Origin of the sequence: Ensifer canadensis (assembly GCF_017488845.2) — a bacterium.
In the GTDB taxonomy this organism is placed as follows: domain Bacteria; phylum Pseudomonadota; class Alphaproteobacteria; order Rhizobiales; family Rhizobiaceae; genus Ensifer; species Ensifer canadensis.
Genome location: NZ_CP083373.1, coordinates 265398 through 287826, shown reverse-complemented (window position 1 = coordinate 287826; position 22429 = coordinate 265398). Strand labels below are relative to the sequence as shown.

Below are 22429 nucleotides of genomic sequence, written 5' to 3'. Positions count from 1 at the left end.
AACTCGCTGATGCCTGACAAGCGCCAGTGATTGATCAAAACCTGTAGCGCGGCGAATTGGGTGGGCGCCCCACCCCAGCGGCGCGACGACCCAGCAAACAGTGTCTGGCAGACAGTGCCGCGTAGCTCGTTGAATCGCATCGCCAGCCAATAGGCTCGCGATGCGTCAATACATGATCTTGAAATAATATAATTAAATCATTTGGTTATACTGACTAGTCATCAATTCGCGAAAATATTACCGAATGTTAATTCAGAAGCTGCTGCCCATCGTACCAGATGGCCTGTTTCGTCGCAGCGCGAGTGAGGTAGCCGTTTGTGGACCACCCTTGACCGGCCCTTGACAGATCAGGCGGCCAAGACCGAGATCATAGGGACCCGCAATGACGTATTTGGATAAGGGTGACATGTCGCCCATCGCGACAGCCGTACGGATTGCCGAGAGCTCCTCGACCATATCGGAATAGGCATCGACGACTATGTTCCGGTCCCAGCGCATCCAAAGCGCATTCTGGTTCAGGGGAGCGGTCCGTTCGACGAAAGGCGTTCCGCGAAACGCAACCCGCACGCCTTGAGCAGTCGTCAAACCGGTCGTGAATTTGATGTCGTCATCGACGGTTAGCACTCCTTACCTTGGCTGCCCGCCCTGACCAATGACCGCGCGATATCAATGATAATGTCTGGGTGGTTTTTAGAGATGTTTTGTACCTTGAAGCTCGAAATTGCGGTTAGGCAGATACAGTGTCCATTCGGGTGCAAAGCCGATGCAAGACCGCCGTCTAGCTCATGACTGACAGATCTGACGAACTCCCTCGTGAAAATTGGATGGAAATGGATGGATAAATAGTGCATACAGCGTCTCAGGAATTGGATGGGAATGGATGCCCAAATGGAATTTCTAAATACGGCGACCGTCCGGATCACGCCCGAAATCCTGTCGCTGATCGCCGAAATCGACGAATTTAAAGGTGCTTGGCGTGCGATCGGCCGGATCGCGCCTGAGCGGCTGTCCCGCCTCCGGCGTGTCGCCACGATCGAAAGCGTCGGTTCCTCCACCCGTATTGAAGGGGCACGCCTCACCGACCGAGAGGTCGGAAAGCTGCTGGCAAACATTCGCCTAGGGTCGTTTACGACACGCGACGAGCAGGAGGTTGCCGGCTATGCGGAGGTGATGGAGACCATCTTCAGTGCTTACGAAGCTATTTCGTTCACCGAGAATCATATCCGTCAGCTCCACCGCGACCTTCTTGCGCATTCGACAAAGGACGAGCGGCATCGCGGCGCCTACAAAACCCTCTCCAACAACGTGGAAGCGTTTAACGAACAGGGCGAGAGCCTCGGCATCGTTTTCGAAACGGCATCGCCGTTCGATACGCCGCGTCAAATGGAAGAACTGATCTCCTGGTTGGATGAGCAAGGGCGAGAAAAGCGGCTCCATCCACTTTTGGTCGTCGCGATCTTCGTTGTTGTTTTCCTCGAAATCCATCCATTCCAGGATGGCAATGGCCGCTTATCGCGTATTCTGACCACCTTGCTGCTCCTGCGGGCCGGCTACGCTTACGTCCCCTACAGCTCGCTCGAAAGCATCATAGAGCAAAGCAAGGAGAGCTATTACATCTCGCTTCGGCGCACGCAGGGAACGATCCGCAGCGCGGAGCCCGACTGGAATCCCTGGATCGAGTTCTTTTTGAGAGCCCTGCATCGGCAGAAGACCCGGCTTGAGAAGAAAATGGAGCGCGAGCGTATTATCCTCGCCGACATGCCGGAATTATCCGTTATATTGCTCGAGTTGGCGCGCGAGCACGGGCGGATCACGGTCGCGGAGGCTGCACGGATCACCGATGCCAGCCGTCACACTATCAAGGATCATCTCAAGGCACTCGTGGATCAAGAGCACCTCGTCCTGCACGGTGCCGGCCGCGGCGCCTGGTACGGTCTTTCCTAATGAAGGGGTGTCAGGCCCACCTGTATGGTTCGCCTTGAACCGATTAGGACCAACGACCAGCTCTCAGACTGAATTTCAGTGAAAATTCCTGCTCTTCACCTTCAACGTATCGATATGAAGGTCAGGCACGAACATGTCGCGCGCGGCTACAACCGGCTTCGGCTTATCCCGCGGATCGGGCGCGCCGCCTCTGGCGAATTCATCGCCGCGGCCGGCCGGAAGTTTGAACTCTTCATCGCGATCTGCAAGGCCCACAAGGTCGCCTGACAAGTCGAACAGCTGCTGGGCGACAAGATGGACGACCTCCCCTTCCCGCTGGATCCGACCGTTGATCGCCATCATCGAAGAGCCGAGAACGACCCGCCGGCGTTTTTCAAAGAGTGTCGGCCAGACAACAAGATTGGCCGGCCCGGTCTCGTCCTCGATGGTGATGAACATGACGCCTTTGGCCGATCCGGGCTTTTGCCGCACCAGAACAAGACCGGCGGTATAGACCCATCGCCCGTCCCTCGAATTCATCGCCTCGGCACAGGTGATAATGTTGCGCACTGACAAATCCCTGCGCAAGAAGGCGATCGGATGCTGCCGCAATGTCAGCCCTGTATGGCTGTAGTCCTCGATGACGTTCTGGCCGTCCGTCATCTGCCGAAGCGCGACCTCCGGCTCCTGCTGCTCGGCGATTACAGCCATCTCCCGTTCGGCAGCCGCCGCAAACAGCGGAAGGGGTTGATCGCGCAGCGCCTTGATCGCCCAGAGCGCATCGCGGCGCTCAAGCTTCAGCGAGGGCAGAAATGCATCGGCCTTGGCAAGCTGGACGAGCGCCTCCGCTGGCACGCCGGATCGGCGCCACATGTCGTCAACCGAGACAAAGGCATTGTCCATGCGTGCCGCGACAATGCGCGCGGCATCAACGACCGCCAGCCCTTTCACCTGCCGGAAACCCAGCCGAACGGCGTGGCGGCCAGAATTGCCGATCCGCTCCAAGGTACAGTCCCACCGGGACCGATTGATGCAGACCGGCCGCACCTCGACGCCGTGGGCTCTGGCGTCGCCGACGATCTGCGCCGGCGCGTAAAAACCCATCGGCTGCGAATTGATCAGGGCGGCACAGAACGCTTCCGGATAATGGCGTTTGATAAAGCTCGACGCATAGGCGATCAGCGCGAACGAAGCAGCATGGCTCTCCGGGAAACCATAGGAACCAAAGCCTTCGAGCTGGGAGAACGTCTTTTCGGCGAATTCGGGCGTGTAGCCGTTCCTCACCATGCCGGACACGAGCTTGTCCTTGAACCGCGAAACGCCGCCGGTGAACTTGAAGGTCGCCATCGACTTGCGCAGCTGATCGGCCTCGCCGCCGGTAAAGCCGGCGCAGACCATCGCCACCCTCATCGCCGACTCTTGAAACAGCGGCACGCCGAGCGTCTTGCCGAGCACCGCCTCAAGCTCGGGCGTCGGATATTCGACTGCCTCCTTGCCTTCGCGCCGGCGCAGATAGGGATGCACCATGTCGCCCTGGATCGGACCGGGCCGGACAATGGCAACTTGCACCACGAGGTCGTAGAAGGTCCGGGGTTTCAGCCGCGGCAGCATCGCCATCTGGGCGCGGCTTTCGATCTGGAACGTGCCGAGCGTATCGGCCTTGCGGATCATCGCATAGGTCGCAGGATCCTCCTGCTCGATCTTCGACAGGTCGAGATCCCGATCCTTGTGCTCGCGGATCAGATCGAAGGCCTTGGCCATGCAGGTCAGCATTCCAAGGGCCAGGATGTCCACCTTCATGAATTTGAGGGCTTCGACGTCGTCCTTGTCCCATTCGATGATCTGACGGTCCTTCATCGTGGCCGGTTCGATCGGCACGAGATCGTCGAGCCGATCATGTGTTAGGACGAACCCGCCCGGATGCTGGCCGAGATGCCGTGGCGCGCCCATCAATTGCTGGGCGAGCTTCAAAGTCAGCACAAGACGCCGGTCGTCTGGATTGAGATTGAGCTCGCGGACATTGCGATCGCAGACCTCCTCCGACCAGGACCACATGCCCGACGACAGCGCCTTGATCACGTCTTCCGGCAGGCCGAGCGCCTTGCCGACATCGCGGATCGCGCCGCGCGCCCTGTAGCGGGTCGCGGTGGCGCAGAGCGCTGCCTTTTCTCTAGAATAGGTGCGATAGATCCACTGGATCACCTCTTCGCGCCGCTCGTGCTCGAAATCCACATCGATATCCGGCGGCTCGTCGCGCTCCTGGCTGACGAAGCGTTCGAACAAAAGATCGTTGGTCGAGGGGTCGATGCTGGTAATGCCGAGAATGTAGCAGACGGCACTGTTGGCGGCGGAACCCCTGCCTTGGCAAAGAATGCCCTGAGACCGGGCATAGCGCACGATCGAGAAGACGGTCAGAAAATACGGGGCGTATTTCATGGTGCGGATGAGATCGAGCTCGTGTCGCACGACCTTCAACACATCGGGCGGCAGACCTTCGGGATAGCGATCGGGCACGCATTGCCAGACATAGTGCTCCAGCGAGGCCTGGGCATCCTTGCCCGGCACGATCGCTTCCTCTGGATATTGGTAGGTGAGCTCCTCGAGCGAGAAAGTGCACCGACGGACGATCTCCATGGTTCGCGCGAGGGCTTGCCGGTACCGTGGAAACAACCGCTCCATTTCTTCCGGCGGCTTCAGATAACGATCAGCATGGCGCTCGCGCTCGAAGCCCGCCTCGTCAATCGTCGTGCGGGTGCGAATGCAGGTGACAATATCCTGCAACTGCCGACGGCTTGGCTCATGGAAGAGGACATCATTGGTGACGACCGTTCGCACCTTGAATCGCGCCGCAAGATTGGAAATCTCATGCAGCCGCAGCTGGTCGTTCTGCCGGCGCCGCAGACAAAGCGATACATGGGCCCGATCACCAAACAGTTCGGCCATCTTGCGCAGCTGGATCGCGCAGGCGTCATCCGGCAGATCCGGCACAAGAACGCAGATCATGCCGTCGTTGTAGGCAATGACATCGTCCCAGTGGAGGATGCAGTTGTTCTTGCCGCCGCGCGACTTACCGAGCGTGATGAGGCGGGTCAGCCGGGAATAGGCAGTCCGGTCGGTCGGATAGACCAGCAACGACATGCCGTCTTGCAGATCGAGCCGGCAACCGACAACGAGGCGTAAACCGGTGGCGCGCGATGCTTCAAGCGCCCGTACAATTCCGGCAAGCGAATTGCGATCGACAACGCCGACGGCTTCGATACCGAGAGCCTTGGCGGTTTCGAACAGTTCCTGCGCCGAACTCGCACCGCGCAGGAAGGAAAAATGGGTCGTGACCTGCAGCTCGGCATAACTCATGCGAAGATCCCGTGCATGAACCAGCGGTGGCTTCCGGTTTCAGGATCGATGCCATCACCGGAGCGAAACACCCAGAGACGCTCGCCAGCCTCGTCTTCGATGACGAAATAATCCCGCACCGCCTCCATCTCGGCGTCTCGCTGCCACCACTCGCCGAAGATCCGTTCCGGACCGTCGGCGCGCTTGACCTTCCGGCGCGTGCCACGCCAGGTAATCTAGACCGGTGGACGGTCCGGCAGCAAGGCAATGGCCTCGATCAGCTCGGGACGGGCCAGCAGCCGGACCGGCCGGCGCCAATGGCTGACCCAGGTGACCTCGACCGGATTGGCCGCGGCGCTGATGCGATGGACGGAGCGCTCGGGCACGTCGGAGGCAACGGGTGCCACCCGATAAACACGCTGGCCACGGTTGCCGTAGATATCGATCAGCGGCGTCACGTCCGTGACCTCGTCCTCGACCAGCGATGAGGATTTCTGACGCTCCTCCAGCGGCTCGGCCATGACGGCGACGAGTGTCAGCTTCTCGATCCCGAAACCGGGCTCGATCTTCTCCGTCCGATCGCGAAACAGTTTCGTCAGCCAGGCGACATCGCGCACTGGCTTCACCGTGCCGGCGCGGATTGCCTGCCGCGAACCGTCGACCTTTTCGACGATCAGATCGGCGCGCCGAACACCAAGGCCAAGCCTTTGCAGCTCGTCGATCAGTTGCACGACCAGCCGGCCGACATATTTGTCGATGGTTTCGGCAGCACCGATCGGTTCGGCGAAGGCGCGGCTCACCTCGACGAGCTCGGCGGTGCGGATCGGATCGATCGGTTCGCAGATGCGGCCGAACATCTGGTCCAGCCGCCGGCCAATCTCCGGACCGAAACGGAGCGTCAGCGGCGCGCGCGGCGTGTTGGCCAATTCGCCGATCGCCTGGAAGCCGAGCGTGCGCAGATCGCTGACGACTTTCCCGGGAAGGCGCAGCAACGATATCGGCAGCTTTTCGACGGCACGCGCGGTCTCGCCGGTCGGCGCGATGACCGTCTCGCGGCTGATGGCGCGGGCGCAGGCGTGTGCCGCACCCCAGGTGTCGGCGACCGCTACTCGGGGGGTGAGTTTTTTTGCCAGGAACTGATTGGCGATCTTGGTCACCATGGCGAGCTCGCCGCCCTGGAGGTGATCGGCACCCTCGGTATCCATGACGATCCCATCGATCCCATCGACCGCGACGATCGGCGAATAGAGCGTCAGCGCCCAGAGGGTAATGCGTTCGAGTGCTGCGGCATCCTTTGCAGGATCCGCCTCGACCAGCATCAGGCCGCGGAACAGCGCCTGTGCTTTGGCCGCCGGCATTCCGACATGCACGCCGGCTTTCCTGGCGGCCGCGTCGGCGGCCGACACCCAGCGTTTCGAGCCGCTCCTCGCGATCACGGCGATCGCCTGTTCAGGCGGAATAGACGGATCGGCCCGACGAATGCGATCCGTCGGCAGATCCGGAAGATAGATCGAGACGACCCTTGTCATCGCACGCCCTCACGAGAAACTCAGCACATTCACCCGCTTTCACGCGCATCAATTCCAGCAACCATTGGGCCCTCCCCACACCCGGCACCGGCAATTCCTCCGACGGCATCACGCTCACCCGCCATCGGGTGATCGACGCTGTCGGCTGCCCGAAATCATTCGCCTCCGTCTGTCGCCGCCAACGTCGCACGGCAAGCGCCATCGTGCCCCTTCGCTCAGCCGCCAGCTGCAGCCGGCGCGAGCTGACCATCGGCAGGCGAACAAGTTCGCCGACGACTGCGCCGAGCCCACCAAAGGAAAGCCCTTCCTCCATATTTGCCAGAACGTCTTCCTCCCTATCGGATTCGACAAAGATCACCCGGTCGGGATGGAGGCCGACCTGGGCGAGCGCCGGAAAAAACAGATCGGGGCGCGTCAGGCACCAGACGATCGGGCCTTTGGTGCGGGCCGCGATGCCCGCCGCACACAGGGCTGCTGCCGCACCATCCACCGTCCCCGACCCGCCGCCTGCAAATTCGTGCAGGGCGCCATAGGCCAGACCACCTCCCGGGAGCACTGCATCGATTTCCGGCACCCCAAAGGAGAGACAGCCGGCTTTCCTTGCTGATACGCCTTCCAGCAATGCAATGCGTTCGCGCAAATCGGAAATCACCCTTTCACGGGCAGCAGTCATCGTTCACGGCTCCCTTCAAGGTCGTGTAGGTGGCCGACATCATGTCGAACAAAATGCGGATGTTCTCTTTCTGTTCCGACCCAATAAAAGAGTCAAGCAACCGGAGGGATGGGAATATTATCCTGATCATTAGAAATGAGCAGAATACCCATAGGAATCAGCCCAATAGCGTCCTACGAATTTTTTCCGGGCGCCTGCGAGCGCTAACCCCTTTGTGTGAATTGCGAGGACAAGTCGGGATCGTCACAGTGTCTTTAAGATTTTTCTGCTGAACTCCCGGCATGACGAAGCCTCCGAGATCAAAACCCCTCCTTCGTGACACCGAGGCCCCGATCCGTTCCCGGCCGCGAGGCAAGCGAAATCCAGCCCAACCACAGCTCCTGTTCGATCCCATGCCTGAGCGCGTCGAGCCTGCGCTGGCGGAATTGAAGACCCGTCCCCCAAAGGGAAGCGAGTGGAGCTGGGAGCTGAAATTGGATGGCTATCGCCTTGCCGTTCACATTGAACCGCGGGGGATCCGGATCCTCACGCGTGGCGGCCATGACTGGACGCACCGGTTTCCAGCGATAGAGCAGGCCGCCCGAGCGCTCGGGCCGGCGACGATGATCATCGATGGCGAGGCCGTTGTGCTCGACGAAGAGGGTCGTCCGGATTTTGGGCTGCTGCAGCAATCGCTGGGCGCATCCGGCAAACAAGCTGGCAACCGTGCCTCCGAAGCCGTCCTCTGCGCTTTCGATCTTGTTTATCTGGACGGGCACGATCTGCGCGGAATCGAATACCGGTCCCGCCGACACCTTCTCGAGGACACGTTAAACGGCCCAAAGAGCGACCAAGCCGGCGCCGTCAGGCTATCGGAAACACTCGATGCCGAACCAGCCGTCCTGCTGGAGCATGTCTGCCGCCTCGGCCTGGAAGGCATCGTCGGCAAGCACCTCGACCGGCCTTATCGCTCGGGCCGGACCGGCGATTGGGTAAAAGTCAAATGCATTCAGGGCGAGGCCTTCTTCATCGTCGGTTATGAGAAGTCGGCAGCGTCCCCAGCCGGCTTCGGCTCGTTGGTGCTTGCTGCGTATCGTGGGGATGATCTCGTCCACGTCGGAAGCGTCGGCACTGGATTCAAAGAAGTCGAGGCGAGCAGGTTACGGAAGATGCTGGACACGCTCCGCTGGAAGCGAAAGCAGCCGCCCCTGCCCTATTCCGGAAGTGCCGATGTCATCTGGGTCGAACCGACCTTGATTGCTGAGATCGAGTTTCGCGCCTGGACGGCGGACGGGAAACTCCGCCACCCATCCTACAAGGGCTTGCGAGAACGCCAGGACAATGCCGAGGTCTTCCGGCTCGACTAGCGAAAACAGCGCCGTCCGCTAGATTGTCCGCCATTCGAGCTCAATCGGAGTAGATGGCCTGCTATGTGCAACCTTTATCGCATGGAAGACAAGGACTGGGTCGCAAAGTGGGCCCAGGACGCGGAAAGCCTGATCAATCTGATGCCAGCCTACCAGATGAACCCGGATCAGATGGGACCGATCGTCCGCAACACCGCCGACGGAAAGAAGCAACTGGTCCATGCGCGCTGGGGACTGCCTTCCCCGCGTTTCGCGCTCGAGAAGGCGGCCAAAGCGAAGGCCGAGAAACTTGCGGCCAAGGGCAAGGCTTTCGATCTCGAAGAGCTCATCCGCATGGAGGCCGACCGCGGCACGACCAATGTGCGCAAGCTCAGTTTTCCGCACTGGAAACGATGGTTTGGTGTCGAAAATCGATGCCTCGTCCCGGTCACCAGTTTCGCGGAACCGGATCCGGCCAGCCAGAAGGTTGGCGGAAACGTGCCAAATGCCTGGTTCGCCCGCGATGAGCAGAAGTCGCTGATGTTCTTTGCCGGTCTGCATGTGCCGCAATGGCAGAGTGTCCGAAAGGTCAGGGATGGCCTGACCACCGACGACCTCTATGGGTTCTTGACTACGGATCCCAACGACCTGGTGAAGCCGATCCATGAGAAGGCCATGCCGGTTCTGTTGCTGACGAAGGAAGAGACCGACATCTGGATGCGCGCGCCCTGGGATGAAGCAAAGGACCTTGCCCGGCCGTTACCGGATGACGCGCTGATCATTTCGTCTCGCGAACCGTACGGGTCCACGATCGTGTCGAAATCCGGAGAGCCGGTGGAACAGAGCAGTCTGCTTTGATGCCTGAATTCAGGGCTTGAATATCTCGGAGAAACGAAAAAGCCTGCCGCGGGAGGAGGTGCGGCAGGCTTCTCGAAAGATTGAACAACGGCTGGGAGGAGGAGTGCCGCTGTTCTGTCAGGCTCCCCTTGGGAGGAGGAGTGGGTCGCCTGAACACGAAGCTCTGCGGGAGGAGGTGCATTGCTTCGTTGACCTCAAAATATCAGAGGCTGCCTCGACCGCCAGCGCCTAAATCGCAGTGCAGTTATGCACATGTTGCAATGCAACATGTGCCTTGTGCTCATTCTTCGGCCATTATGGTTGAGACGCAGCCTTCTCTATGCTGGACTCAAAGCCGAGAACGAATTCGATCACCTTGGCGCAGGACATTTCGCACGGCTTCAGTATAGGTCCATGTCCAGCCAGCCGATAGAGGTTGAAGCTGACGATATCACTTCCGCTAAGCTCCTCGCCATAGAGCCAAGTCCGTTTGCAATCCCGCGACCGCTTGACGGTCACGCCCCATGGTTACCAAAATATCCGTCGACATAGCCGTCCGGCATATTCGCTAGCGCGTCTTCGAATGTCGCCTGGATCGATGGAGGTTTCTTGCCGTCGGCGGTCATGGTGCCAGGCATTCGTCGCAGATCCCGCAGCCATCGTCACCCATGTTCGAGGCCGGACGTAAACCTTCGACAGCAAGCACATGCCGTTGCATCCAATGCACACTTCTCATCGCGGTCCGGCGGAAGAATTTCGTTTCATACTTTCGGCATATCAGCCGCGCTTCGATCCATGGCCATGCTCCAGTGTTGGGGTACACTAGAGATCGTGAGCCTCGAAGGCTGCACAAGCCAAGAGAGATTGCTGTCGGAGATTGGCAACGCGTTGCTGCTGGCGCCCGTCTCAAAATTAACTGCCAAGGGCTGCTCTAACCGGCACATTCCCACGATTAGCTTCCAAACTTGGCCACCGTGCTCAACGTTCGTAACATCATGGCCAATCGGCGCCTAAACGCAGGCGATCAGCTTGACAGGAGATTAGCGGTTCGGACATACCCGCAGGGCCCGTTCTAACAGTGAAAATGACGTTGCTGCAAGTTCTGAGGACATCGTGGGCGCAGGGAGCAAGCGCCAAACACATGTCCTTCTCAAGGCACATAAGGAAGCAAGACTTTGATCTATGAGCTCAGAATTTACGACTGCCTGCCCGGCCGATTGCCCGCGCTGCTCAACCGCTTTGCCGAACACACGCTGGCAATATGGGACAAGCACGGCATCAAGCAGGCGGGTTTCTTCACCACAATCGTGGGCGAAAACAGCCAGCGTCTCACCTACCTCATCGCCTGGGAATCGCTAGCCGATCGCGAGGTGAAATGGAAAGCTTTCACCACTGATCCCGCATGGCTTAAGGCCCGCGACGAGTCAGAGCGCGACGGGCAAATCCTCTCCAATATCTCTAACCAGTTGTTGTCACCGACCGCCTTTTCGGCAGTAAAGTAAGACACCACGGATCGCCGCTTGCCGCCAGTCGACCGTTTTCGCCTCCGTATTTCGCGGCCCTTGCATGTCAGAAAAAGATACAGTATTTTCTGACACATGAAAGTCGACGTCACATCAGTTCCGGATCGGATCATGCGACGCGCCCGCGCAGGCGGGCGTGGCGGCGTCTTCACGCCTCGTGACTTCCTGGACGTGGCGGCGCGCGCAGCGGTCGATCAAGCCCTTTCCCGCCTGGCGAAGACCGGAAAGCTCCGCCGCCTGGCGCGTGGCCTGTATGATTACCCCAAGGTCCATCCCAAGCTCGGCCCGCTTTCTCCAACTCCCGACGACGTTGCGCAGGCGCTTGCACGCGAGACCGGCTCGCAGGTGCAGATCGCTGGCGCGCGCGCGGCGAACGCGCTCGGCCTCTCGACTCAGGTTCCGGCGAAGAGCACGTATCTGACTGATGGCCCCTCCCGCCGCGTCGTGCTGGGCAAGCGCGTGGTCGATCTGCGTCACGCCTCGCCCAAGCATCTGATTGCTCCGGGCAGCGCGGCCGGCACGGTCGTCCAAGCCCTTCGTCATGTGGGGCAGGTGCGCGCCGCCGACGTTGCACAGATCGCAGCGCGGCGTCTGTCGGCCAGCGACAAGAACACACTTGCCTCCACCGCGGTCCAAGCCCCCGCTTGGATGCGGCCGACGCTCGTCTCGATCGCCAACGCAGCGTCGGACGACATAGATGGATAAGGTCGCTCTTCTCCCAGCCACCGATCGGGCGGCCCTGTTTGGCGAGACCGGCGCGGGCCGAGGGGTCGCCGACACGATCATCGAAAAGGACTTTTGGGTCTGCTGGACCTTGAAGCGGCTTTTCGGCCTGCAAGGGAAGGACGCTGCCACTTTGGTCTTCAAGGGCGGCACGTCCCTCTCAAAGGCCTTCGGCGCGATCCGCCGCTTTTCCGAAGATATCGATCTTTCCTTTGATCGTGCCGACCTCGGCTACGTCGGCGACCGTGATCCCGAGAAAGAGGGAATTAGCCGAAAAAAAGCGGCTCAACTCATCCAAGATCTCGTGGGCGACGTCGAGGCGCATATCGCCGAGAAGTTGCTTCCGGCGCTTCGCGCCGCCATCACAGAGCAACTCGGCGAACCGACCGATGGCGCCTGGTCGCTGGAGATCGATGCCGGCGACGCGCAGAACGTGAACTTCCACTATCCGACCGCGCTACCCACCGCCGAATATGAGGGCATGGCCTACATCACGCCGCGGGTGAAGCTCGAACTCGGCGCGCGCGGCGATCCCTGGCCGACGGAGCAGAAGGTCATGCGCCCCTATGCGGCGGAGGATTATCCCGACTTCTTCGAAAATCCCGACGCAGCTGTCACCGTTCTCGCTGCGCAGCGGACCTTTTGGGAGAAGGCCACGGCGTTGCACGCGGAGGTCCATCGCCCTGCTGAATCCGCGACGCCGCAATACTTTTCACGACACTATTACGACCTCGCCATGCTTCTCGATACCGACGAGGGCAAATCCGCAGCAAGCGATTTCGACCTTCTGGCGACGGTGGCGAAGCACAAGGCGACCTTCTTCCGATCGGGCTGGGCCAGCTATGACACCGCGCGGCCAGGGACGCTGCGCCTGATGCCGAGCGAGGCGCGGGTCAGGGAGCTGCGTGCAGACTATCGTGCGATGGCGCCGATGATGTTCGATGACAGTCCGCCCACCTTCGACGTCATACTTGCAAAAATCGAGAAGCTCCAAGAAACGATCAATAGCTAGCGCAAATCTACAGGCCGGGGTACTTGGTATCTCGAAGCTGGCTCCCAGTGATGTAACGCTGCCATCTCCATCGCGCTAGGATTGTCTCCTCTTGCCCTCGTAGCGCGAATAAACGGTTGCCTGCCCCTCGAGCGATGCATAAGCTCCCATAGCGGCGCGCCGCGTTCTACCGATAACGGTCCGATGCCGCTGAAAACCGCCTCGCCGAATTTCCCAAGGGCCAAGAACAACAATCATGACCGTCGCCATTCCCACCATGACGCGTCCCAAGACGCATCTCGCTGTGCTAGTCATTCTGGGTCTCACCCATCTCCTCAACGACCTGATGCAGTCGCTGATCCCGGCCGCCTATCCGATCCTGAAGGACGCCTATGCGCTGGATTTCGTGCAGATCGGCTTGATCACCATGACCTTCCAGATCGCCGGGTCGCTGCTGCAGCCGATAATCGGCATGGTGACGGACAAACATCCCGCGCCCTATTCACCGGTCGTGGGGATGATGTTTACACTCTCTGGCCTGGTTAGCCTTGCCTTCGCCCATAGCTACGCGGTGATTCTGGTATCAGTTGCGCTGATCGGCATTGGATCGTCCATCTTTCACCCGGAAGCGACGCGCATGGCGCGCTATGCCGCCGGCGGGCGCCAGGGGTTGGCGCAGGGACTGTTTCAGGTCGGCGGTCAGGCGGGGGGCGCGCTCGGCCCGGTCTTCGCTGCGCTGATCATCGTTCCCTGGGGACAGCCGAGCCTCGCCTGGTTTGCCGTTCTCGCGTTGATGGCCATGGCACTTCTTGTATGGATCGGTAGCAAGCAGCGGGAGATCAGCGCCGCATTCATGGCGATGCGGGCAGACGGCAAGAAGGCGGGCGGCGCCGTTCGTCACGCGCCAGCGACGATCGGGGTAGCCCTGGTGGTCCTGATGCTGCTGATGTTTACTAAGAATGCCTATGGTGAGAGCTTCCGCTCATTCTACACCTTCTATCTCATGGAGAAGTTCGGCCTCTCGATCCCCTCCGCACAGATGATGTTGTTCATCTTCCTGCTGGCTTCGGCGGCGGGCGCGCTGATCGGCGGCATCGTCGGTGATCGCATCGGGCGTTATCGTATCATCTGGATTTCGGTTCTGGGGCCGCTTCCGCTGACGTTGATCCTGCCACACGTCGACCTCTTTTGGACCGGCGTGCTGACGGTGATGATCAACCTGATCATGGCGAGCGCCTTCGCATCCATCCTGATCTACGCAATCGAGTTGCTGCCGCACCGGATAGGACTCATTGGTGGGCTGTTCTACGGCCTGAATTTCGGCCTTGGCGGTATAGCCGCAGCGCTTCTCGGGCTGCTGGCCGACAGCTATGGTGTCGAAACGGTTTACTACGTCTGCTCCTTCCTCCCACTTGCAGGGCTTCTCGCGTGGTTCCTTCCGAGGATTGAAGAGGGCCACGCTTGAAGACATCGGTCCTATGGCCGGAGGCCCCGTGGTCATAAGGTCCTGTCGATACATTCTGCGATACTGGACGCACAAATCGGAAACAAACACAGCACAATGCTCGTGAAGCTTTCCCAACAGTGTCGAACTCCCGAGTTGGGAGGAGCAACGTGCCGCGCGGGTTCCCCGATCAAGCATCGTTTCCGTTGGCATCAGCAGCCACGCCTGCGCCGGCTGGAGGAGAGTATGGGCGTTCGTCTTCTCGCGAGAACAACGCGCAATGTCGTTGCGACGGAGGCCGGAGAGCGGTTGATGGAAACGCTGCGGCCGGCCTTCAACGACACTCGGAGCCGGATCGAAGAGCTGGAGCGCCATGCGCCAAAAACCAGGAGGGTCGGTCCGTATTACATCCAGCCGGCAAGCCGCGGAAACGATCATCATGCCCGCCGTCAAACGGCTGATGGCGGACTATCCGGAGGTCAAGATCGAAATCTCAATCGACCAAAGGTTCGTGGATCTGGTTGCCGAGCGCAATGACGCCAGTGTCGAGAAGGACATGATCGCGGTGAAGATCGGTCCCGAAATGCGAATGGTCGTGGCGGGTTCTGAAGGGTATTTCGAGCGGCATCCGAGGCCGGTGACCCCGCACGACCTGACGCAGCACAACTGCATCAACCTGAGGCTTCCGACGCTCGGTGGACTCTACGCCTGGGAATTCGAGCAGGACGGGCGCCCCATCAACGTCCGGGTCACGGGGCAATTCATCTGCAACGACGTCGCCATGATCGTCGACGCCGCTCTCGATGGGCAGGGCGTTGCCTGCCTGCCCTGCGATCACTTAGATCCGCTCGTGAAGGAAGGACGGCTGATCCAGGTTTTAGCCGACTGGTGCCCTTCGTTTCCCGGATACCATCTCTATTACCCGAGCCGCCGTCTCGCATCGCCTGCCTTCACACTGCTGGTCGACGCCCTGCGCTATCGATGACTCTAAGGTGAGGAACTCGGATTTGGAGGCAGGTGACAGGGGAGTTTGTAACACTCAAGGCTCATCCGAACGCCCCCGAGCGGGACGCTGCCACATCCGCGAGGATTGAAAGTGCCAGGGAAGCAGAATCGCGGGCGGGGCCGAACAGACCTATCGGTGCTTTGATGCGTTCCAGTTCGGGTTGATCGTGTCCTAGCCTCAGCAACCGATTGAGGCGCAGTTGATGTGTCCGCCTGCTCCCCAGAGCGCCAAGGTAGAAGCATGAGGTTCGCAGCGCGGCCTCAAGAACCGGCAACTCTTGTTCGAGGTCATGGTGTAGAAGCAGGACGGCGGAAAACGGATCGACCACTTCTTCTATCAAACGCAGTCCCCTCTCCGGTGCCAGAACGGTAACCTCGAACCCCGAACATTCTGCCAGACGCGCAACGCTTCGCACTTCGATCGTCTGCCCTGAGATGACGATTTTCGTAGAGGGGCGATAGATGATCAAGAAGTCGTCACCGAGCCATCCCGCGCGCTCCACCGGTTCGACCAGGTCCAGCGTTTGTTTGGCGGGCGAGTATCTCAGAGCGGTCGCCTGTCGTAGCCTCAAGGATTCGAGCGCCCTTTCGACTTCTTCCATCCTCCGCATGACGTGGATAGCGACCGTGATCCCTCCTCCGCACGGAAGCACAACGTCGAGGAAAGGGGATCCATCGCCGAAGCGCACCGTTCGATCGCGACCCTGTGCCATGGCAAGCAATGCTTCAGCGGCGACGGCAGCTTCGACGCACCCTCCAGAAACGTACCCGGCAAAGCGACCATCGCTGAGCACAATCACCTGTGAGCCGAGTGATCGCGCAGCACCGCCCCGGATTTCAACCAGTGTTGCGATCGCTACCTGCGAGTCCTTGAATGCTTCAGCGGCGAACTTGAGGAGTTCAATGGGGTCGTCCGTTAGACGCGCCCTGACAGGCGTCGGCAAAATGAGAAGCGGATTGTCGTTCACATCAGTTCCATGAATTGGACGGCCACCGCCCCTGGGCGCCAGGTTAGAGTGCCAGGCGGAGCAGCCCGCCCGGCTGTATGCCTCGCTCTCAGACTCGTAGGAGGGTCTTAATCGCGCGACGTTCATCCATCGCGCGGTAACCTTCGGCAACGTCAGCGAGAGGAACCTCGAGATCGAAGACCTTTCCCGGATTGATCTCACGGTTCAGTACAAGTTCCATGAGATAGGGGAGATAGCGGCGGACGGGAGCCGGGCCGCCCATCAGGCTCTTCTGGGCGAAGAACAGGGTCTGACCATCGATCTGGACACCATGCGGTACGCCGACAAAGCCGATGTGTCCTCCGGGACGAGCGCAGTTCATCGCCTGCGTCATCGCCTCCTGCGTTCCGACGCATTCAAGAACGGATTCAGCCCCGACGCCGCCTGTCAACTCTTTGACCCGTGCGACACCTTCGTCGCCTCGTTCCGAGACGATATGCGTGGCACCGTATTCGAGCGCGAGATTCTGACGAGTCTTGTGCCGGCTCATGGCGATAATCTTCTCAGCCCCCATTTGCTTGGCCGAGAGCACGCCCATCAGACCGACCGCGCCGTCGCCGACGACGACGGCCGTCGACCCGGGCTGAACCCGCGCCGCATCTGCTGCATACCAGCCGGTACCAAGGACATCCGAAACGGCCAACAAGCTCGCGATAAGGTCGTCGGACGGCATTTCGGGGGTCGCCACCAACGTGCCGTCAGCGAGCGGAATTCGGGCATAGGGCGCCTGCGCACCAGACATGAACTCCCGCTGTTCGCAGGAGGACGGAAAACCGAAGCGGCAGTGGGGGCACGTATTGTCGGAAATGCAGAATGATCCCACGACGAACTGGCCTGGCTTCAACGTCTTGACGTCTTCGCCGACTTCGACGACGACGCCGCAATATTCATGGCCCATGTGTGTCGGCCCGCCCACCGGCTGGAGCCCACGGTAGGGCCATAGGTCGGAGCCGCAAACACAGGACGCCGCCAACTTGATGATGGCGTCGGTGGGTTTGAGAATTTTTGGTTCGGCGACCTCCTCGCAACGGATATCGCCTTTGCCGTGCAGAACCGTAGCCAGCATGCCTCACTCCCTTTCGATGGCGTCAGGACAGGCGTTCGACGCGAAGCGGAAACTCGCCGCGCGTGAGCAGCGGCTCGATGCCGCCATCAATGCGACCGAGCCGAATGAGATCTCTCGTTGAGATGTAATCGCCGTGGAAGAAGGCAAGATTGCCCCACGGGATGTAGTAGCAGAGGTCGCCTGCAGCCTCGTTGGGGAAAGGTCCTCTTGCTTCCAGATGGAGCTTGCGCGGCAGGTAGGCGATTTTCTCGTTGGAGAAATCCGAGAACGCCAGATCCAGCGGAAGCATCGAGGCGAAGTCACGGGCAGACGGATTGTCATTTAGTGTCACCGTAAAGTCGTGATCAGCGAAGATGAAACGTGCCTTCATGTGTGTCTGCTCCTCAGCCCATGCGAGATGTGGCAAGGCCGTGCCGACGATAACCGCGCCGAGCAGAGTGCGGCGCGTCATCGAGGTGGCTTGCCGTTTCATCTTGAACGCTCCCAATCCATCCACGCCGCAAAAGCTGCCGCCGACGATCCAAGCAGGAGAATGGCTGCCAATGCGAACGAACTCCACCATCCGCTCCAGTCGAACAGGAATCCGCCAGCAGCCGCGCCAATGGTAATGGCAAACTGGATGACGGCGACCTGCAGCCCCCCGCCTGCCTCTGCATCATCGTGGAGTACCCTGCTCAACCAGGTTCCCCAGCCGACGGGCGCGGCGGTGCCAAAGAAGCCCCAGGCAATCAGGAGGGCCGCAACGGCAATCTTCGCCGAGCCAAATGCAATCAGCATTGCAGCTATCGCTGCCATGACAAGGGGAATACCAATCACGATCGGGTAAAGGCGCGTCGAAAGCAGCGAACTGATGCTCCAGGTTCCGACCACGCCGGCGAGTCCCATTAACAAGAGCACCAGAGACAAGGCGGAAACGGAGTAGCCGGCGACGGACTCGAGGAAGGGTCTGAGATAGGTGAAGAGCGCAAATTGCCCCATGAACAGCAGTAGGATTGCTGTCATGCCGATCGCGACTTGTCTGCGCTTGAGCAGGCGGAAAACATTGCCGGCGGCGCGCCGTCGACGCGGCGGCAGCGAGGGCATGCTCAGCCACTGCCAGATAAGCGCGATCAGCGCCAAAGGCACCACGAAGAAAAATGCTCCGCGCCATCCAATGTAGTCGCCCAGAAAGCTGCCCAGCGGTGCGGATATCGTCGCCGCAATCGCGTTCCCAGCGTTCAATATCGCAAGCCCCTTCGGCACAGCGGTGGCGGGCAAAAGGCGCATGACAATTGCGGTGGACATCGACCAGAAGCCGCCAATCGCAATCCCAAGCAGTGCGCGACCTATCATCAGGACTGTGTAGTTCGGGGCAAATGTGACGATGAGGCCTGAAGCGACCAGCAAGACCGAGAACGATGACAGGACAACCTTGCGATCGATGCTCCGGGTGATCCCTGCAATGAACAGGCTCGTCACCACGGCGAACAGCCCGGATATCGAAATTGCCTGTCCTGCCTGGCCTTCCGTCATGACAAGATCGCTTGCAATCGGCGTCAGGAGACTGACGGGCATGAACTCTGAAGCGATCAGTACCGCGACACAAAGTGCCATCGAGACGACGGCGCCCCAGGCCGCGGCGGGTCTCGTCAGTGTCTCTTCATACGTCATGTGGGTCATTAGTTTCGCCCTTCAATTCAGCGAGTTTTCTCCCGTGCGAAACTGATTAGCACGGTGGAAAAAATCGAATTAGCCGACATCGTTCACTTGCATTAATCGAAGAGGCGCATAAATCCGCGAACCAACGAAGTGCGGGGTGGCGGCGCCGAGCAATGCCGCCGCCACCCCGCATGCTTGCCTGTGCCTAGCGCGAGCCGAGGAACTCGATGATCGCACGCCGCTCTTCCGCGTTGTTGAAGCGTTGCGTCATCCGCGTGCCCCGGACCATCGCGCCCGGGTTTGTCAGGAACGTATCCAGCGTTTCCGTCGTCCAGGTCACTCCCGATGCCTTGAGGGCGGGAGAATACTTGAAGCCCTCATCACTTCCGGCCGTCCGTCCGACGACCCCCTGCAGATGGGGCCCAACGCCGTTGCGAGTGGTGGCGATCTGATGGCATGTGCCGCAGCGTTGCTGGAACAGCCGCGCTCCAGGCGCGGCATCCGTCTCCTGGGAATAGGCAGGCGCAACACTACCGGCCACGATGAGAGAAGCCAAAGAGGCCAGAACGAGTGTCTTCAACCGTCACCCTCCTTGAGATCAAATTTGGACATTGGCAGGCTTCGAACACGCTTGCCGGCGAGGACTGAGAGGGCATTGGCTACGGCCGGCGGAACGCCGGGCAGACCTGGCTCGCCAATACCACCCATGGGCGCACCGCTCTCGACGATCCGGACATGAACCCGCGGCATGCGGTCTGGCGTTAGGATCTGATAGCCGTCGTAGTTTCGTGCTTGCGGCACGCCGTCTACGTAGACGACTTCCTCAAGCAGAGCCGATGAAAGTCCAAGGGCAACGGCCGAGTTCATCTGCGCTTCGATAATTGCAGGATTGACGATGCTGCCGGGATCGATCGCCACCCAAACGTCATGCACGGCGATTTCACCATCGCGCAACGACACCTCGGCGATCGTCGCCACTTCGCTGCCAAACGGCGAGGCCATAGCGACGCCTCTGGCGCGCCGGGTGCCGTCTTCGGCAGCGAACGGTCCACGCTTCCACCCGCCGGAGAGATCAGCCACGGCCTGAAGCAGCGTCTTGTGACGTGGACTGCCAGCCAGGAGACGGAGGCGCAGTTCGTAAGGATCCTGCTGACCTGCATCCGCCATCTCATCGAAGAACGTCTCGTAGAAAAAGTCGTTCATCGAATGACCGACAGAACGCCAAAAGCCGATGATCGCGGGGTCGTCAACATGGATCTGGCCGACACGTCGATTAGGGATCGCATAGACCTTGCCGGCTATCCCCTCGACGGCGGAACTGTCGACCTTGTCGGGTTGGCGACCGAACCACCGGCCCGTGGGCCCCTCTCCGACCGCAACGGCTGAGAGTGCCACCGGCGTGCCGCTGGCATCAATTCCGCCGCGGAAACGGACTGCAGCCATCGGCCGGAGCGCATCGCGCAGGAATTCCTCCTCTCGGCTCCAGAGGAGCTTGATCGGGCGTCCAACCGCCTTGGCAAGCAGAATTGCCTGGGGATACGGGTTCGCCGTCTGATAGAGAAAGTGGCGTCCGAAGAAACCGCCCAGCATCGGTGAGTGGATAATGACCTTCTCTGGTGCGATGCCGGCGACCTTCGCGGCATCGGCCTGGAACATCTCGGGTGCTTGATTGGGAATCCATAACTCGAGTGATCCGTCCTCGTTCCAGCGCGCGAGCGCCGATGGCGGTTCAAGCTGTCCATGCACGAGATAGGGTGCGTCATAGACCGCTTCGATCACACGCGCCGCTCCCGCAAGCGTGCCAGCCGCATCGCCCTCCGTTTCGAAGGCTACGCCATCGCCCAATGTGGCTTTCAACTTCGCCATATGCGCTTCGGAAGAGAAGTCCGCCGGCATGGGGTGCGACATCCCGGAAGCAGCCTCTGTCCAACTCACCTGCAAAGCCTCGACAGCGCGGCGCGCACGCCACCAACTGTTGGCGACCACTGCAACAGCGCCGGGTAGCTTATGGATGGAGTGAACGCCGGGCATGCCACGCACGTCCGCTTCGTTCTGCATCATCTCGGGCTCGCCGCCCAGGCGCGGGCTGTGCTGGACGGCCGCATAGAGCATGCCGTCGATCGTCTGGTCGATCGAGTACTTCGCCTTGCCCGTCGATTTATCGCGCGCGTCAAGCCGCGCGAAAGGTTTGCCAATCCAGCGGAAGTTTGCCTGATCACGGAGCGCGACATCAGCAGGCAACGGCAACTTCGATGCGTCGTCGGCTATCTCGCCATAGGGAACTGCGCGACCCGAAGCGGCGTGGACCACTCTTCCCGGTTCCGTCGAAAGCTCGGACGCAGGCACACCAAGCTTTGTCGCGGCCGCCTGCAGCAGCATTTGCCGAGCGGATGCACCGAGCTTGCGCATCGTGTCGTAGCTCATGCGGACCGACATGCTGCCGCCCGTGAACCGCCCGCCACCGGTCAGGAGATAATCCGGGCCGGGGGGAGCGCCTTCCACGACGAAGTTCGCCGGGTCGACGTCCAGTTCCTCGCCGACGATCTGCGCCATGGCGGTAAAGATCCCCTGGCCTCCTTCAATGAAGGCACTGCGGAAAAGTACCGTGCTGTCGGGCCGGATTTCCAGGAATGCCGCAACCCGGGAACCTGGCGTGACGGACGCCGGAGCGGCCGCTAGTGCGCGGGTTCGAGCCGCCGGAAGCGTCACGCCAAGAACAAGCGCGCCGAGCGATGCGCCAAGAAAGCCGCGTCGGGATACCTTGAAGGGTTTGCCGTTCTCGGTGGCCTGAGCTTCGGGAATGATGGGTGTCATGTCGTTCATGGTTCACCTCCGATCAAGCTTGCGCAGCGTCGCGGACAGCCGCGGCGATCGCGTTGTAGGTGCCACAGCGACAGAGGTTGACCATCGCACCAGCGATGTCCTCTTCCGTCGGCTTCGGTGTTTGCTTGAGGAGGGCTGTTGCCGCCATGACCTGCCCAGACTGGCAGTAGCCGCATTGGGCGACCTGGTTGGCGACCCAGGCCTCAACGACCTTCTGACCGACCGGGTCATCAGCAACCGCCTCGATCGTCATGATGTCGGCGCCGACAACGCTCTCGATGGGCGTGACGCAAGACCGGGTCGCCTGTCCGTCTACGAGCACGGTGCAGGCGCCACATTGGGCGAGTCCGCAACCATACTTCGTGCCCGTCATCGCGAGTTCGTCGCGAAGGACCCAAAGCAGCGGTGTGTCGGGTTCGATGTCGACCTGGTGTTTGGTCCCATTGATGGTGAGTTCCATGGCGGTCTCCTTAGGATGCGCACGACGATCTCGAACGAAACTGTCTCAGCACAGACGCTAACAAAGGAGACGGCTATGGATTAGACGCCATGCTTCGCTTACATTTATCGACACGCACCATAAATCGAC

Annotated in this window: 19 protein-coding genes and 2 pseudogenes; 9 read left to right on the top strand and 12 right to left on the bottom strand. The window is 60.4% G+C overall.

The annotated features are described in order from the left end of the window. Positions 1-252 precede the first annotated feature (252 nt). On the bottom strand, positions 253-624 hold the full coding sequence (locus tag J3R84_RS31010; RefSeq protein ID WP_225906537.1) for a hypothetical protein: 372 nt from the start codon (positions 622-624) through the stop codon (positions 253-255). A gap of 246 nt (positions 625-870) precedes the next feature. On the opposite strand from J3R84_RS31010, the gene J3R84_RS31005 reads away from it, so the two are divergent. Beyond that, positions 871-1944: a Fic family protein gene (locus J3R84_RS31005; protein WP_203529869.1), complete on the top strand. Its 1074-nt coding sequence runs from the start codon at positions 871-873 to the stop codon at positions 1942-1944. Between the two features lie 75 nt (positions 1945-2019). Here J3R84_RS31005 and J3R84_RS31000 read toward each other — a convergent pair whose 3' ends face one another. From J3R84_RS31000 to J3R84_RS30990, 3 genes and pseudogenes are all read right to left on the bottom strand, one after another. Further along, complete coding sequence (locus tag J3R84_RS31000; RefSeq protein WP_171521028.1) at positions 2020-5277, bottom strand: error-prone DNA polymerase; 3258 nt, start codon at positions 5275-5277, stop codon at positions 2020-2022. Then, positions 5274-6785, bottom strand: a pseudogene (locus J3R84_RS30995) (Y-family DNA polymerase). Before J3R84_RS30995 ends, J3R84_RS31000 begins: the two are co-directional and overlap by 4 nt. After that, positions 6706-7458, bottom strand: a complete 753-nt coding sequence (locus tag J3R84_RS30990; RefSeq protein ID WP_203529870.1) for an ImuA family protein — start codon at positions 7456-7458, stop codon at positions 6706-6708. The pseudogene J3R84_RS30995 and the gene J3R84_RS30990 overlap by 80 nt, the downstream one beginning before the upstream one ends. Positions 7459-7739: 281 nt before the next feature. Here J3R84_RS30990 and ligD point away from each other — a divergent pair, with 281 nt between their 5' ends. Beyond that, positions 7740-8804 carry a non-homologous end-joining DNA ligase gene (gene ligD, locus J3R84_RS30985; protein ID WP_203529871.1) on the top strand — a complete coding sequence of 355 codons (1065 nt, stop codon included), beginning with the start codon at positions 7740-7742 and terminating at the stop codon, positions 8802-8804. A gap of 63 nt (positions 8805-8867) precedes the next feature. After that, positions 8868-9641, top strand: coding sequence for an SOS response-associated peptidase family protein (locus J3R84_RS30980; protein ID WP_203529872.1), 774 nt, complete (start codon positions 8868-8870; stop codon positions 9639-9641). A gap of 294 nt (positions 9642-9935) precedes the next feature. Here J3R84_RS30980 and J3R84_RS30975 read toward each other — a convergent pair. Continuing rightward, positions 9936-10258: pseudogene (locus tag J3R84_RS30975) on the bottom strand (hypothetical protein). 537 nt (positions 10259-10795) lie between these two features. On the opposite strand from J3R84_RS30975, the gene J3R84_RS30970 reads away from it, so the two are divergent. The 6 genes from J3R84_RS30970 to J3R84_RS30950 all read left to right on the top strand — a co-directional run bounded on the left by J3R84_RS30970 (position 10796) and on the right by J3R84_RS30950 (position 15286). Further along, positions 10796-11122: an NIPSNAP family protein gene (locus tag J3R84_RS30970; protein ID WP_057210717.1), complete on the top strand. Its 327-nt coding sequence runs from the start codon at positions 10796-10798 to the stop codon at positions 11120-11122. Positions 11123-11254: 132 nt separating this feature from the next. After that, positions 11255-11848, top strand: coding sequence for a DUF6088 family protein (locus tag J3R84_RS30965; protein ID WP_203529873.1), 594 nt, complete (start codon positions 11255-11257; stop codon positions 11846-11848). After that, positions 11841-12878: a nucleotidyl transferase AbiEii/AbiGii toxin family protein gene (locus tag J3R84_RS30960; RefSeq protein WP_203529874.1), complete on the top strand. Its 1038-nt coding sequence runs from the start codon at positions 11841-11843 to the stop codon at positions 12876-12878. Before J3R84_RS30965 ends, J3R84_RS30960 begins: the two co-directional genes overlap by 8 nt. Positions 12879-13113: 235 nt before the next feature. Then, the gene (locus J3R84_RS30955) at positions 13114-14322 is read left to right on the top strand and encodes an MFS transporter (protein ID WP_156408375.1); all 1209 of its coding nucleotides are present in this window, start codon (positions 13114-13116) and stop codon (positions 14320-14322) included. A 96-nt stretch (positions 14323-14418) separates the two neighbouring features. Continuing rightward, positions 14419-14838, top strand: coding sequence for a LysR family transcriptional regulator (locus J3R84_RS38925; RefSeq protein ID WP_354006125.1), 420 nt, complete (start codon positions 14419-14421; stop codon positions 14836-14838). Continuing rightward, positions 14741-15286, top strand: a complete 546-nt coding sequence (locus J3R84_RS30950; RefSeq protein WP_239637603.1) for a LysR substrate-binding domain-containing protein — start codon at positions 14741-14743, stop codon at positions 15284-15286. The genes J3R84_RS38925 and J3R84_RS30950 overlap by 98 nt, the downstream gene beginning before the upstream one ends. 61 nt (positions 15287-15347) lie before the next feature. On the opposite strand, the gene J3R84_RS30945 is transcribed toward J3R84_RS30950, so the two are convergent. The 7 genes from J3R84_RS30945 to J3R84_RS30915 all read right to left on the bottom strand — a co-directional run bounded on the left by J3R84_RS30945 (position 15348) and on the right by J3R84_RS30915 (position 22300). Continuing rightward, positions 15348-16274 (bottom strand): XdhC family protein, encoded by a 927-nt coding sequence (locus J3R84_RS30945; RefSeq protein WP_057220443.1) that lies wholly within the window; start codon positions 16272-16274, stop codon positions 15348-15350. Positions 16275-16362: 88 nt separating this feature from the next. Then, positions 16363-17379: a zinc-dependent alcohol dehydrogenase family protein gene (locus J3R84_RS30940; RefSeq protein ID WP_057220442.1), complete on the bottom strand. Its 1017-nt coding sequence runs from the start codon at positions 17377-17379 to the stop codon at positions 16363-16365. Between the two features lie 22 nt (positions 17380-17401). Next, entirely contained in the window at positions 17402-17851 is a 450-nt protein-coding gene (locus J3R84_RS30935) for a cyclophilin-like fold protein (RefSeq protein WP_057220441.1), read from the bottom strand. Beyond that, a complete protein-coding gene (locus J3R84_RS30930) occupies positions 17848-19038 on the bottom strand; it encodes an MFS transporter (RefSeq protein ID WP_203529875.1) in 1191 nt (396 codons plus the stop codon). Before J3R84_RS30930 ends, J3R84_RS30935 begins: the two co-directional genes overlap by 4 nt. A gap of 184 nt (positions 19039-19222) precedes the next feature. Further along, entirely contained in the window at positions 19223-19597 is a 375-nt protein-coding gene (locus J3R84_RS30925) for a c-type cytochrome (protein WP_057210708.1), read from the bottom strand. Continuing rightward, complete coding sequence (locus tag J3R84_RS30920; RefSeq protein ID WP_203529876.1) at positions 19594-21840, bottom strand: xanthine dehydrogenase family protein molybdopterin-binding subunit; 2247 nt, start codon at positions 21838-21840, stop codon at positions 19594-19596. Before J3R84_RS30920 ends, J3R84_RS30925 begins: the two co-directional genes overlap by 4 nt. A 13-nt stretch (positions 21841-21853) precedes the next feature. Beyond that, entirely contained in the window at positions 21854-22300 is a 447-nt protein-coding gene (locus tag J3R84_RS30915) for a (2Fe-2S)-binding protein (protein WP_203529877.1), read from the bottom strand. Positions 22301-22429 lie beyond the last annotated feature (129 nt).

What these genes read in the sequence shown, in the direction of transcription:
- J3R84_RS31005 (WP_203529869.1), top strand. Translation starts at nt 871, where the DNA reads ATGGGAATGGATGCCCAAATGGAATTTCTAAATACGGCGACCGTCCGG.
- J3R84_RS31000 (WP_171521028.1), bottom strand. Translation starts at nt 5,277, where the DNA reads ATGAGTTATGCCGAGCTGCAGGTCACGACCCATTTTTCCTTCCTGCGC.
- J3R84_RS30990 (WP_203529870.1), bottom strand. Translation starts at nt 7,458, where the DNA reads ATGACTGCTGCCCGTGAAAGGGTGATTTCCGATTTGCGCGAACGCATT.
- ligD (WP_203529871.1), top strand. Translation starts at nt 7,740, where the DNA reads ATGACGAAGCCTCCGAGATCAAAACCCCTCCTTCGTGACACCGAGGCC.
- J3R84_RS30980 (WP_203529872.1), top strand. Translation starts at nt 8,868, where the DNA reads ATGTGCAACCTTTATCGCATGGAAGACAAGGACTGGGTCGCAAAGTGG.
- J3R84_RS30965 (WP_203529873.1), top strand. Translation starts at nt 11,255, where the DNA reads ATGCGACGCGCCCGCGCAGGCGGGCGTGGCGGCGTCTTCACGCCTCGT.
- J3R84_RS30960 (WP_203529874.1), top strand. Translation starts at nt 11,841, where the DNA reads ATGGATAAGGTCGCTCTTCTCCCAGCCACCGATCGGGCGGCCCTGTTT.
- J3R84_RS30955 (WP_156408375.1), top strand. Translation starts at nt 13,114, where the DNA reads ATGACCGTCGCCATTCCCACCATGACGCGTCCCAAGACGCATCTCGCT.
- J3R84_RS38925 (WP_354006125.1), top strand. Translation starts at nt 14,419, where the DNA reads ATGCTCGTGAAGCTTTCCCAACAGTGTCGAACTCCCGAGTTGGGAGGA.
- J3R84_RS30950 (WP_239637603.1), top strand. Translation starts at nt 14,741, where the DNA reads ATGCCCGCCGTCAAACGGCTGATGGCGGACTATCCGGAGGTCAAGATC.
- J3R84_RS30940 (WP_057220442.1), bottom strand. Translation starts at nt 17,379, where the DNA reads ATGCTGGCTACGGTTCTGCACGGCAAAGGCGATATCCGTTGCGAGGAG.
- J3R84_RS30935 (WP_057220441.1), bottom strand. Translation starts at nt 17,851, where the DNA reads ATGAAACGGCAAGCCACCTCGATGACGCGCCGCACTCTGCTCGGCGCG.
- J3R84_RS30930 (WP_203529875.1), bottom strand. Translation starts at nt 19,038, where the DNA reads ATGACCCACATGACGTATGAAGAGACACTGACGAGACCCGCCGCGGCC.
- J3R84_RS30920 (WP_203529876.1), bottom strand. Translation starts at nt 21,840, where the DNA reads ATGAACGACATGACACCCATCATTCCCGAAGCTCAGGCCACCGAGAAC.
- J3R84_RS30915 (WP_203529877.1), bottom strand. Translation starts at nt 22,300, where the DNA reads ATGGAACTCACCATCAATGGGACCAAACACCAGGTCGACATCGAACCC.